Annotated in this window: 10 protein-coding genes; 6 read left to right on the top strand and 4 right to left on the bottom strand. The window is 59.0% G+C overall.

All coding sequences use genetic code 11. The annotated features are described in order from the left end of the window. The first annotated feature begins 63 nt into the window (after window positions 1-63). The 4 genes from mdtD to yccS all read left to right on the top strand — a co-directional run bounded on the left by mdtD (window position 64) and on the right by yccS (window position 6,682). Window positions 64-1,491, top strand: coding sequence for a multidrug transporter subunit MdtD (mdtD, locus tag KVG88_RS14965; RefSeq protein WP_217871918.1), 1,428 nt, complete (start codon window positions 64-66; stop codon window positions 1,489-1,491). A gap of 226 nt (window positions 1,492-1,717) precedes the next feature. Continuing rightward, entirely contained in the window at window positions 1,718-3,055 is a 1,338-nt protein-coding gene (gene dbpA / locus KVG88_RS14970; RefSeq protein WP_248692268.1) for an ATP-dependent RNA helicase DbpA, read from the top strand. Between the two features lie 46 nt (window positions 3,056-3,101). Next, on the top strand, window positions 3,102-4,280 hold the full coding sequence (locus KVG88_RS14975) for a BaiN/RdsA family NAD(P)/FAD-dependent oxidoreductase (RefSeq protein ID WP_217871919.1): 1,179 nt from the start codon (window positions 3,102-3,104) through the stop codon (window positions 4,278-4,280). 218 nt (window positions 4,281-4,498) lie between these two features. Beyond that, window positions 4,499-6,682 (top strand): YccS family putative transporter, encoded by a 2,184-nt coding sequence (gene yccS, locus KVG88_RS14980; protein WP_150701696.1) that lies wholly within the window; start codon window positions 4,499-4,501, stop codon window positions 6,680-6,682. Window positions 6,683-6,753: 71 nt separating this feature from the next. Here yccS and KVG88_RS14985 read toward each other — a convergent pair whose 3' ends face one another. Then, window positions 6,754-7,491, bottom strand: a complete 738-nt coding sequence (locus KVG88_RS14985) for a substrate-binding periplasmic protein (protein WP_150701697.1) — start codon at window positions 7,489-7,491, stop codon at window positions 6,754-6,756. Window positions 7,492-7,746: 255 nt separating this feature from the next. On the opposite strand from KVG88_RS14985, the gene KVG88_RS14990 reads away from it, so the two are divergent. Continuing rightward, complete coding sequence (locus KVG88_RS14990; protein WP_150701698.1) at window positions 7,747-8,199, top strand: GNAT family N-acetyltransferase; 453 nt, start codon at window positions 7,747-7,749, stop codon at window positions 8,197-8,199. Between the two features lie 123 nt (window positions 8,200-8,322). On the opposite strand, the gene KVG88_RS14995 is transcribed toward KVG88_RS14990, so the two are convergent. The 3 genes from KVG88_RS14995 to KVG88_RS15005 are packed head-to-tail and all read right to left on the bottom strand — an operon-like array spanning window position 8,323 to window position 11,332. After that, a complete protein-coding gene (locus KVG88_RS14995; RefSeq protein ID WP_217871920.1) occupies window positions 8,323-8,619 on the bottom strand; it encodes a winged helix-turn-helix domain-containing protein in 297 nt (98 codons plus the stop codon). A gap of 37 nt (window positions 8,620-8,656) precedes the next feature. Next, window positions 8,657-9,163, bottom strand: a complete 507-nt coding sequence (locus tag KVG88_RS15000; protein ID WP_217871921.1) for a M48 metallopeptidase family protein — start codon at window positions 9,161-9,163, stop codon at window positions 8,657-8,659. 45 nt (window positions 9,164-9,208) lie between these two features. Further along, entirely contained in the window at window positions 9,209-11,332 is a 2,124-nt protein-coding gene (locus tag KVG88_RS15005) for a putative bifunctional diguanylate cyclase/phosphodiesterase (protein ID WP_217871922.1), read from the bottom strand. Window positions 11,333-11,650: 318 nt separating this feature from the next. On the opposite strand from KVG88_RS15005, the gene KVG88_RS15010 reads away from it, so the two are divergent. Then, complete coding sequence (locus tag KVG88_RS15010) at window positions 11,651-12,319, top strand: polysaccharide lyase family 7 protein (RefSeq protein ID WP_150701702.1); 669 nt, start codon at window positions 11,651-11,653, stop codon at window positions 12,317-12,319. Window positions 12,320-12,950: the final 631 nt, after the last annotated feature.

The following is a 12,950-nucleotide window of genomic DNA, read 5'->3' on the forward strand; positions in this document are numbered from 1 at the left end:
TCGCCAGCTGCTACAGGGTCTTTCGTCTTGCGCAATGCTTCATCTCAACCCATAAGAGGTCCCATGCCCAATCGCCCGCCTCTCGATCCTGTCACCGCCCGCTGGGTGCCGTGGGTCGTCGCCATTGCGTTCTTCATGCAGTCCCTCGACGGGACGATCCTCAACACCGCCCTGCCGGCCATGGCCCGCGATCTGGCAGAAGATCCGCTGCGTATGCAGGGCGTAATCATCGCCTACATGCTCACCGTCGCGTTGCTGATTCCCGCTTCCGGCTGGATCGCCGACCGCTTCGGCACCAAGAAAATCTTCTTCAGCGCGATTCTGCTGTTCAGCCTCGGCTCGCTGCTTTGCGCATTGTCGACCAGCCTCAGCCAATTGATTGGCGCCCGAGTGATCCAGGGCCTGGGCGGTGCGTTGATGCTGCCGGTCGGGCGACTGGTGGTGCTGCGTGCCTACCCGCGTTCGGAACTGGTGCGGATCATGGGCTTCATCACCATTCCCGGCCTGCTCGGCCCGCTGATCGGCCCGACCATGGGCGGCTGGATGGTGCAATACCTGACCTGGCACTGGATCTTCCTGATCAACCTGCCGGTGGGGCTGATCGGTTGCTACGCCGTGTGGAAATTCATTCCCGACTTGCGCGGTTCCGAGCGCACACGCTTCGATAGCCTGGGCTTCTTGCTGTTCGGCGCCGCGATGATTCTGATCACCGTCGCCATGGAAGGCCTGGGCGAACTGCACCTGCCGCACCTGCGGGTGATGCTGCTGCTGTTCGGCGGCATGGCCTGTCTGGCAGCGTACTGGCTACGCGCCGGTCACATCGACAATCCACTGTTTGCGCCGTCGCTGTTCAAGACGCGGACCTTCGCCGTGGGGATTCTCGGCAACCTGTTCGCCCGGCTTGGCAGCGGCGCACTGCCGTTCCTGGTGCCGTTGCTGCTGCAAGTGGCGCTGGGGTATTCACCGTCGCAGGCGGGGATGAGCATGCTGCCGCTGGCCGCCGCCGCCATGATCGCCAAATGGGTCGCGCGACCGATGATCGAGCGCCTGGGGTATCGCATTGTGCTGACCGGCAACACGCTGGCGCTGGGCATCATGCTGGCGGCCATGGGTCTGGTCAGCGAGCAGACGCCCTACTGGCTGCTGCTATGCCTGCTGGCGATTCTCGGTGCGATCAACTCGCTGCAATTCACCGCGATGAACACCGTGACATTGATCGACCTCGACGACGCCAGCGCCAGCAGCGGCAACAGCCTGCTGTCGGTAGTTGCGCAATTGTCCCTGAGCCTGGGTGTGGCGTGCGCCGGTGCACTGCTGGGCGGGTTTACGGCGGAGCTCGGCAACGACGGTGTCGATACGGTGCTGGGCGCGTTCCAGCTGACCTTTGTGACGGTCGGGATCATGGCCATGCTGGCCGCCACGATCTTTTCGCAGCTGTCCCCTAAAGACGGACGACGAGTGGTCAGCCGCGAGCACGACATCGAACACTGACCCGTAGCCGCTGCCGAGGTACGAGGCTGCGTTGGGCGGCGAAGCGGCCCCGATGGCGGTCCTGCGGACACGCAACGCAGCCTCGTGCCTCGGCAGCGGCTACAACTCGTCCAGAATTTGCAGGTTGAGGCAGCGGGACTGGTACACTGCGCGACATTTTGTTTTGCAGGCCAGTCCCGTGACCACCATCGCCACCGAATTTAATACTTTGCCGCTGTCCGCCGCCATGCTGGCTAACCTCGACTCCCTCGGTTATGCCCAGATGACGCCGATCCAGGCGCAAAGCTTGCCGGTGATCCTCAAGGGGATGGACCTGATCGCCCAGGCCAAGACCGGCAGCGGCAAAACCGCGGCCTTCGGTATCGGCCTGCTGAACCCGATCAATCCGCGCTACTTCGGCTGCCAGGCACTGATCCTGTGCCCGACCCGCGAGCTGGCCGACCAGGTCGCCAAGGAAATCCGTCGTCTGGCCCGTGCCGAAGACAACATCAAGGTCCTGACCCTGTGCGGCGGCGTGTCCCTCGGCCCACAGATCGCTTCGCTGGAGCACGGCGCACACATCATCGTCGGCACGCCGGGGCGGATCCAGCAGCACCTGCGCAAGGGCTCGCTGGTCCTTCACGGCCTCAACACCCTGATCCTCGACGAAGCCGACCGTATGCTCGACATGGGTTTCTACGATTCCATCGAAGAAATCATCATGCAGGCCCCGGAGCGTCGCCAGACTTTGCTGTTCTCCGCCACGTACCCGGTGGGCATCAAACAACTGGCCTCGAAGTTCATGCGCAACCCGCAGCAAGTGAAGGCCGAAGCGTTCCACGACGACACGCAAATCGAGCAGCGCTTCTACGAGATTTCCCCGGAAGAGCGCATGAGCGCCGTGACCAAAGTCCTCGGCCACTTCCGTCCGGCGTCCTGCGTGGCCTTCTGCTTTACCAAGCAGCAGGTTCAGGAAACCGTCGATCACCTGACCGCCAAGGGCATCTCCGCCGTCGGCCTGCACGGCGATCTGGAACAGCGTGACCGCGATCAGGTGCTGGCGATGTTCGCCAACCGCAGCACTTCGGTACTGGTTGCCACCGACGTCGCGGCCCGTGGCCTGGACATCGACTCCCTGGACATGGTGATCAACGTCGAGCTGGCCCGTGATTCGGAAATCCACATCCACCGCGTCGGCCGTACCGGTCGCGCCGGTGAGAAAGGCCTGGCGATCAGCCTGGTCGCCCCATCCGAAGCCCAGCGCGCACAAGCCATCGAGCAATTGCAGAAGTCGCCGTTGACCTGGGATCAGGTGGACAACCTCACTTCCCAGGGCGGCGGTCCGCTGCTGCCGCAGATGAGCACCCTGTGCATCGGCGCTGGCCGTAAAGACAAGGTTCGTCCAGGCGACATTCTGGGCGCACTGACTGGCGACGCCGGCATCCCGGGCGCCCAGGTCGGCAAGATCGCAATCTTTGACTTCCAGGCTTACGTGGCCGTGGATCGTGGCGTTGCCAAGCAGGCCCTGCAACGCCTGAACGACGGCAAGATCAAAGGCCGATCGCTGCGCGTGCGTATTCTGTAACAACGCCACACAGCTCCTACAGGTTTTCTATTTTGAGGACACCGTTTTGCGCTCTACCGAAGTCGTGATCATTGGCGCTGGCGCCGCAGGGTTGATGTGCGCACTGACCGCCGCCGAGCGTGGGCGCAAGGTGTTGCTGCTCGACCACGCCAACAAGGCTGGCAAGAAAATCCTGATGTCGGGCGGTGGCCGTTGTAATTTCACCAATATGTACACCGAACCGAGCAATTTCCTCTCGCAGAACGCGCATTTCTGCAAGTCAGCGCTGGCACGCTACACCCAATGGGATTTCATCGGCATGGTCGCCAAGCATGGCGTGCCATACCACGAGAAAAAACTCGGCCAGCTGTTCTGCGATAACAAATCCAGCGACATCTTGGAGATGCTGCTGAACGAGTGCGATCAGGTCGGCGTCAGCCTGAACCTGGACACTTCGATCCAGACCATCGAGAAGCTCGAAAAGGGCTACTTGCTCGACACCACCCTCGGCCAGGTGACGTGCGAATCCCTGGTGATCGCCACTGGCGGTCTGTCGATCCCGACCCTGGGCGCGACCGGCTTTGGCTATCAGGTGGCCAGGCAATTTGGCCACGAATTGCTGCCGACCCGCGCCGGCCTGGTGCCGTTCACCATCACCGATCAGCTCAAGGAATTGTGCAGCGAGCTGTCCGGGACTTCAGTGGATTGCCTGGTGAGCTGCAACGACCAGAGCTTTCGCGAGAACATCCTGTTCACTCACCGCGGCCTGAGCGGCCCGGCGATTTTGCAGATTTCTTCGTTCTGGGAATCGGGTGACACAGTTGAGATCAACCTGATGCCGGACCACGACGTACCGACCTGGCTGCAACAGCAACAGGCCGAACGCCCCAACAGCGAGCTGAAAACCCTGCTCGGGGAAATCTTCACCAAGAAGATGGCCAGCTTGCTCGCGGACAACTGGTTCGTGTCCAAGCCGATGAAGCAGTACACGCACGCTGAGATTGCCGACATCGCCGAAAAACTGGCGAGCTGGAAAGTCGTGCCGGCCGGCACCGAAGGCTACCGGACTGCGGAAGTGACACTGGGCGGCGTGGACACCAACGAAGTGTCCTCCAAGACCATGGAATCGCTGAAAAGCCCCGGCTTGTATTTCATTGGCGAAGTGCTCGATGTGACCGGGCATCTGGGCGGCTTCAATTTCCAGTGGGCCTGGGCCTCAGGTTACGCCGCCGCGCAGTACGTCTGATCGCACCGTTCTTGTAGGAGCTGCCGAGTGGAACGAGGCTGCGATCTTTTGATCTTGAAAAGCAAAGTCAAAAGTTCGCAGCCTGCGGCAGCTCCTACAGGGACCGTATTTCAATCAGGAAAGGAACAAATTTTGCTGTCTGATGTGATCGGCGCCATTGCGTCGGCGTCATTAGTGGCTCAATTTAGCGTCATTGCCTCGGAAGGCCTTCGCACTTCATGTCATCGACTTCGTTCCGTCAGTCTCTGCGTCGCCTTTGGGCGCTGGATAAATTCAGCTACAGCGTGCGGGTATTCATCGCCCTGACCGGCACCATGGCGCTGTGTTGGTATCAGGATGAAATGGGGCTGCTGATCCCGTTGTTCCTCGGGATTATCGCCAGCGCCCTGGCCGAGACCGACGACAGTTGGCAGGGCCGCCTCAACGCATTGGCCGTAACGCTGGTGTGTTTCGCCGTTGCCGCCCTGTCCGTCGAACTGCTCTTCCCTTACCCCTATCTCTTCATCATTGCCTTTGCCCTTGCCGCGTTCTGCCTGACCATGCTCGGCGCGCTGGGCGAACGCTATGGGGCAATTGCCTCGGCGACGCTGATTCTGTCGGTCTACACCATGATCGGCGTGGACCAACGCGGTGGCGCGGTCACCGACTTCTGGCACGAGCCCCTGCTGTTGGTGGCCGGTGCGGCCTGGTACGGCGTGCTCTCGGTGCTGTGGCAGGCGCTGTTCTCCAATCAGCCGGTGCAACAGAGCCTGGCGCGGCTGTTCCGCGAGCTGGGTTTTTACCTGAAACTGAAATCCTCACTGTTCGAGCCGATCCGCCAGATGGACGTGGAAGCGCGGCGACTGGAACTGGCGCAACAAAACGGCCGGGTCGTTGCAGCACTGAACGCTGCCAAGGAAATTATCCTGCACCGGGTCGGCAACGGTCGGCCAGGCTCGAAAGTCAGCCGTTACCTGAAACTGTACTTCCTCGCCCAAGACATCCACGAGCGCGCCAGTTCTTCGCACTACCCTTACAACGCCCTGGCCGATGCCTTCTTTCACAGCGACGTGCTGTTCCGCTGTCAGCGCCTGCTGCGCCAGCAAGGCAAGGCCTGCCGGGCACTGGCCGAATCGATCCAGATGCGCCAGCCGTTCATCTATGACGCGAGTTTCGCCGAAGCCTTGGGCGACCTGCACGCCTCCCTCGAACATTTGCGCATCCAGAGCAACCCGGCCTGGCGCGGCTTGCTGCGCTCACTTCGGGCGCTGGCGGCGAACCTCGGTACGCTCGACCGCTTGCTCAGCGACGCCAGCAACCCCGATGCCCTGGCGGACGCCACCGACAGCAGCTTGCTCGATCGCTCACCGCGCAGCCTCAAGGACGTGTGGATACGTTTGCGCACCCAGCTGACGCCGACGTCGCTGCTGTTCCGCCATGCCCTGCGTTTGCCCCTGGCGTTGAGCATCGGCTATGCGATGGTGCACTTGATCCACCCGTCCCAGGGTTATTGGATCATCCTCACCACGCTGTTTGTCTGCCAACCGAACTACGGCGCTACGCGGCGCAAACTCGGGCAGCGGATCATCGGCACTGCCATCGGTCTGACCCTGGCCTGGGCGCTGTTCGACCTGTTCCCCAATCCGCTGATCCAGTCGTGTTTCGCCATCGCCGCCGGCATTGTGTTCTTTACCAACCGCACCACCCGCTACACGCTGGCGACGGCGGCAATCACCTTGATGATTCTGTTTTGCTTCAATCAGGTCGGTGACGGTTACGGGCTGTTCCTGCCACGTCTGTTCGATACCTTGCTCGGCAGCCTGATCGCCGGGCTCGCGGTGTTCCTGTTCCTGCCGGACTGGCAGGGTCGACGCCTGAACAAAGTGCTGGCCAACACCCTGACCTGCAACAGCATTTACTTGCGTCAAATCATGCAGCAATACGCCGCCGGCAAAAGCGACGACCTGGCGTATCGCCTGGCCCGGCGCAACGCACACAACGCTGACGCGGCGCTGTCGACCACCCTGGCCAACATGCTGATGGAGCCAGGGCATTTCCGTAAGGAAGCGGATGTGGGGTTTCGTTTTCTGGTGCTGTCGCACACCTTGCTCAGTTATCTGTCCGGCCTGGGTGCGCACCGAGAAACGCAATTACCGGCCGATGTGCGCGAGCACTTGATTGAAAACGCCGGGGTGAAACTGGCCATCAGCATCGACGAAATCGCTCAAGGGTTGGCGAGCAAATCCGCGATTGCGATTCAGAGCGATGAGGAAGAAGCGCTGGCCAATGAACTTGAGCAAATGCCCGATGAAATCGATGAAGGCCAACGATTGGTGCAGACGCAATTGGCGTTGATCTGTCGGCAGTTGGGGCCATTGCGCACGCTTGCCGCGCATTTGATCAAGGATACGAGCGAGGATTGATGCACGGACTTTTGTAGCAGCCGAACGCAGCCTCGCAGGCTCGGCAGCTGCTACAAAAATGCGATCTGCCGCTACATCCCATGCTGCTTTAACAGCCGCTCATAACTGCCATCCGCCTTCATCGCGGCAATCGCCCGGTCGAAGCCGGCGACGATTTGCTCATGTTTAGGGTTCTTCAGGCTGACCAAAATGTGCAGGCCGTTCTCGCTCAATGGTTTGGGCAGGAACTCCACGGCATTGCGCACTTTGGCAGGCTCACGGGCCAGGTAATACCGCGCGACGTATTCGTCCTCCAGCGTCAGCTTGACCCGGTCGGCGGCAACCATCCGCACGGCCATTGCAAAACTGTGTACCGGAATTTTCTGGAATGATGGGTCTTCATCGAACGCCGGTGAGTAGGCATACCCGCGCACCACTGCAATCGGATAAGTGTGCAGTTGCTGCAGATTATTGAATTCGATGGGCGCATCTTTGCGCTTGAGAAAGCGCACGCGATTGACCAGATACTCACCGGAGAATTTCCCCAGTTTCGTGCGCTCGTCGGTGTACCAGGCGTTGATCAGCACGTCGTAGCGCCCCTCGGTCACGCCCAGCAGCGCGCGCGCCCAAGGCACCTGTTCGAAATCACTGGCATAGCCGGCGCGCGCCAGTGCGGTACTGACAATGTCCGTGGCCAACCCGCCATTGACCAATGTCGCGTCGGTGAACGGCGGCCAGGCATCAGCCACCAGCCGCAGCTTTTCTGCTGCCGCACTTTGAGTCAGCAACAGCAATCCAATCAAAGCAAAGGCTCGATGCAATCGCGGCATGCTAGAAAATCCTTAGCGGGCGGCTACCCGACGTGTTTTCAGCCAAAACCCCAAGATCCAGTAACGGCACAAACAGGCACTAAACGGTAGCTCATTGAAGCCACTGCGCATCGCGTAATCCCAGATTACACAAAGAAGTCAGCGCCGCGCGAAATGAATGATGGCATTTTGGTCTTTATCACAGATTTCTCTGCCATAAAGACATCCAGCGCCTGGACGCTTAGTATCGGAGGGACGTTTTCAGGAAATCAGAACATGACAATTGATTGGGTCTGCAAACACCACAGCGATCTGGGCAAAGAACAGCTCTATGCCATTTTGCAGTTGCGTGATGAAGTGTTTGTCGTTGAGCAGAAGTGCATCTATCAGGACATCGACGGCCAGGATCTGGAAGGTGATACCTGCCATTTGATGGGCTGGGACGGGGATCGACTGGTGGCGTATTTGCGTTTGCTCGACCCCGAACTACAGGGTGGCGACGTGGTCATCGGCCGGGTGGTGACTGCGCCGCTGGGTCGAGGCAAAGGGCTCGGTCATGAATTGATGGAGCGAGCACTCAAACAGGCCGAAAAACGCTGGCCCGATATGCCGATCTATCTCTCGGCCCAGGCGCATTTGCAGGGGTATTACGGGAAGTACGGGTTTGTGGTGGCGGGTGAGGAGTATGTCGAGGATGGCATTCCGCACATTGGCATGCGGCGTTCCTGAGGATGCTATCGCTGGCAAGCCAGCGCCCACAGTGAACGCGAGCGCAGCGCTAATTTGCAACCCGCCTCGGAACCTGTGGGAGCGGGCTTGCCCGCGATAGCGTCAGCACTGGCAGCGAGAAACTCAGGGATACTCCAACACGTTTTTTATCTGCCGCAAATTACGCTCTATCCACCCCCGGTCAATCGCCCCCCAGTCGCGAATCCGGTAGCGTCCGGCATGGTTGCGCGCGCCCTCTTCCTGCTCGAATTCACAAACGATGTCCAGGTCCGCCAACGCGGCAATGGTGTCCTGGGCGGTGCGTCGGGGCATGCCGGTGACATCGGTCAGCGCGGGGACGCTGCTGGCCAGGCCGCTATCGATCAGGTACGCCACGTACAAGCGGCGGTAGAAGCTGCTCTTGGTCTTGCTAACGTCCATCTGACACTCCTTAAAAGATCGCAGCCTGCGGCAGCTCCTACGTGCCTGTGGGCGCCGGCAAATCCCGCCACGTCAGGTAGACCCGCACATCAAATTCCACCTGGTGATACCCCGGCAGCATGTGCTCGCACAGCTTGTAGAACGCCTTGTTGTGGTCGGACTCTTTGAAGTGCGCCAACTCGTGAACCACGATCATTTTCAGAAATTCGGAAGGCGCTTCCTTGAACAACGAGGCGATACGGATTTCTTTTTTCGCCTTGAGCTTGCCGCCCTGCACTCGGGAAATGGTGGTGTGCAAACCGAGGGCGCGGTGCGTCAGGTCCAGCCGGTTGTCGAACAGCACCTTGTCGATGGCCGGAGCGTTGCGCAGATATTCCTGCTTGAGATCCAGTGCGTAGGTGTATAGCGCTTTGTCGCTCTGCACACCGTGCTTTTCCGGATAGCGCTTGCTCAAGTAGTCGCCCAGCCGACCCTCAGCGATCAGCTGGCGCACTTGGTCCTGCAAGGAAGCAGGATAAGCCTGGAGGTATTTCAACGCAGTCATCGCAGCGGCAACACACATCATGAAGAGGTCGCCAGTGTAGCGAATTCAGCCGGTCAACGCGCTCCAGTCGAACGGCTGCGCAAAGTGCCCGGTGTCTTCGGCCATCATCGGCCGCGCCACCAGAAAACCCTGCACATACTCGCAGCCGTTGGCTTGCAACCACTGGTATTGCTCAACGGTTTCAACCCCTTCAGCAATCACCAGCATGCCGTACTGTTTGCACAACTCGATCACATTGCGCACTAGCGCCGCGTCCCGGGAAGACTCGGGCAGACGGGCGATCAAGTGGCGATCAAGCTTCAGCGTGTCCAGCTCAAGGTCACGCAAATGGGACATCGAACAAGGGCCGGAACCAAAATCATCCAGCGCCACCCTGACCCCGAGGTTGCGCAGCAAACGCAGCTGTTTGCGAGTTTCTTCCGGGTTGTGGGTCAGGGCGTCTTCCGTCACTTCAACTTCCAGATGACGCGGCTTCAGGCCATGTCGTTCCAACACCTGGCGCAACTCGGTGACCAGGTTGGGCATGGCAAACTGCGTACTGCTCAGGCTGACACCCAGCACCAGGTCTTCGGCAAACAGGGTTTCCCAGGCTTTACGCTGCCCGGCGCTGCGCTGGTAAATCCAGCTGCCCAGGCGGCTGATCAACCGCGCCTCTTCCAGCAACGGCAGGAACAGCCCCGGCGGCACGTCCCCCACGCTTGGATGCTGCCAGCGTAACAGTGCCTCAAACCCGCGAATCCGCCCGTCGGCGATGGCCACCTGCGGTTGATACACCAGGTTGAAATCACGGTTCTCGATAGCGTCGCGCACGCTTTCTTCCAGCATCAGTCGTGAGCGGGCCCGACCATTCATTTCATGATCGTAGAAGCGATACTGCTGACGACCGGCGCGCTTGGCTTCATACATGGCGATGTCTGAAGCCCGCAGCAAGCCGTCCAGATTGGCGCCGCAATCGGGGAACGTGGCAATGCCGATGCTCGCGCCCAGCGCGATGTCCAGACCGTCGATTTGCTGGCAGATCGATACGCGCTCGATCAGCTTCTCGGCGATCTTCGCCGCTTGCTCTGGGAACTCCAGATCCAGCAACGCGGTGAATTCGTCACCGCCCATGCGCGCCAGGATGTCGAAGGGCCGCAAGCAAGCCTTCAATTGCTCGGAGACCCAGCGCAACACCCGATCGCCGGCATCGTGACCCAGGGAATCATTGACCCGCTTGAAACCGTCGAGATCAAGGTACATCAGGACCCAGGCACTGTCGGTTCGCTCGCCGCGCAACAGCAGGTTTTCCACGGTCTGGTAAAAACCGCGGCGGTTGAGCAACCCGGTCAGCGGATCGGTCACCGCCTGAAACTCAAGCTGCTGGTGCAAGTGACGTACTACGGACATGTCCAGCACGGTCACGACCATTGCATGCTGCTCGGCAGGCAAGGGTGCGCAGGACAACGCCACCGGTACTTGCTGGCCGGGGGCGGTACGCAGTAGTGCGTCATGCAGGCGCAACGTCTCACCGCGTTTGTAGCCGGCCAGCAAGTCTGAATCGGCCCACACCGCAATGTGCGGTTTTTGCAGGAAATCCAGAAATTCCTTGCCTTGCAGTTCCTGCACCGTGGCGCTGAGCAGCCGCGACATCGCCGGGTTGGCGAAGCGGATCAGACCGTCCTCGCTGACCACCAGAATGCCTTCGGCAGCGTTGTCCAGCACTGAGGCATTGAAGGCGCGAGCGAGCTCCAGATCGTGGCTCAGGCGCTGCAAGGCACGGCGATTGCGCTGATGCTCTAGCAACGCCTGGACTTTGGGCTTGAGAATCTGCGGATCGAACGGTTTGAACAGGTAATCCACGGCGCCGCTGGCGTAGCCCTTGATCACGGCGTCCTGGGACTGTTCGTTGGCGGTCAGGAAAATGATCGGCGTGAGTCGGGTCCGCTGGCTCCCGCGCATCAGGCGCGCCACTTCAAAACCATCCATGCCTGGCATCTGCACATCGAGCAGCACCAGATCGACATCATGTTCAAGCAGCAAGCCGAGTGCCTCGAAACCCGAGGCAGCGGTGATGACCTGCCAGTCCTGGCGCTGCAACAACGCGCGCATGCTGATCAGGTTTTCAGGGTAATCGTCGACGATCAATAACGTTGAGTTGCCTTCAATTGGCGGTGGGTGCGCGCATTCCATGCTGCTTCTCTATTCGGGACGTCAGGCCGGTTTCTCGTGAAAACCGGACAAATACTGTGCCTTCACTCTAGACCGGGATCAATAAAATCAGAAGCTGTCAGTACGCCATCATCTAACTAAAGGGTTAATTCGCCGACTAACGGTCGTCTCTGGAGGCCGCTAAAACCGGGAAGGATGGCCATTTAACAGGATTTTGACGTCATCCATCTGTCAGTCCGAGATTAACAAAGCGGCCGCCTACGCTTATAAAGACCGCCCTCCAAGGCGCGTGCTAGAGCTTCTGGCACGTGCGTGCAGCAAAATCCGTGGAAGCTTTTTATGATCGATCTCGCAACCTGGAACCTTAGCGTTCCCGTCGGCAGTCCGCCGTACACCGTTGAAACCTCAAAATTGGTGGACGGCTTCAAGGATCAATACTTCCACTCCGACACCGGCACTCTGTTTTTCTGGTCACCGGTAACCGGTTCAAAAACTGAAAACGCCATCTATCCGCGCACCGAACTGCGGGAAACCTACAGCAACGGCACGCTGCGCAACTGGTACTACCCGGATGCCGACAACCTGCTGCACGCCACGCTGGCGGTGAACCAGGTGCCCAGTTCGGGCAAGATCGTCATCGGGCAGATCCATGCATACAACAGCCAGAAGCCGATGGTCAAACTCGAATACCAATACAAAACCGCGAGCGAAACCGGCAACCTCGTCATCAAAGTGCGCATGCGCCCCGGCGATGCCGAAAGCCGGGTCATCACCCTCGCCACCGGCATCAAGCTCAACCGTGAATTCAACTACCTCATCCACCTCAGCCCCGGCGGTGCACTGGGCGTAAGCGCAGCGGGCTACCAGTGGGACACCAACATCAGCGCCACTTGGCGAGACAAACCGTTGTACTTCAAGGCCGGGGTGTACGTGCAGGACAACACCGGGTACACCAGTGAAGGCGGGAAAGTGACATTTAGCAAGTTGGATATAGATCACGACAAATAAAAAACTCGCATCTGTTAGAAATATTTATAAAAAAATCTAAAACCTTAGTTAAAATTCAGCATCCATAAAAAGGGGGCGACTGGCACCGTCGCTCCCCTTTTATGCCGGCTCAATTTCCTTTCCAAACCATACCCCCATCTAGCAACTCCGAAAAGTCAGCATCCCATTGCAATTGTTTAATCCCCCCTTCATTAAACTTATCGGCCATGCGAGGTCACTATTCATCCTATTACTAATTTCTCGTGAATATAACGATCCCGGTTTTTCAGTATACGTACCGGGAGCAATACATGAGACGTTGACCCTGCACTGAAATACACCCGATTCGTTTTGCATTTTAGTCAAATCACTTAATAGTCGGCAGCTTTCGGAAGCGGTCGTCGCCTCCCATAGTGTTAAGCATTCAGGATCACTGGCAGCATTGGCGCTGCTGTGCAGGGCAAGCATAATCACAGGCACAATAAACCTCACTTGCAATGAGTTCATTCTAATTCTCCCTTCCGCCAAGTATGTAACCAACGAAGAACCAATCGGGCATCAATGTCACATTTAGCTGGTAAATTAAAATTAAATATTTAACCTGTCACCTGTCACAAATACCAGAACTTAATAACGTTTCGAAATTACCACA

It is taken from the genome of Pseudomonas azerbaijanoccidentalis, from assembly GCF_019145495.1.
Lineage (GTDB): Bacteria > Pseudomonadota > Gammaproteobacteria > Pseudomonadales > Pseudomonadaceae > Aquipseudomonas > Aquipseudomonas azerbaijanoccidentalis.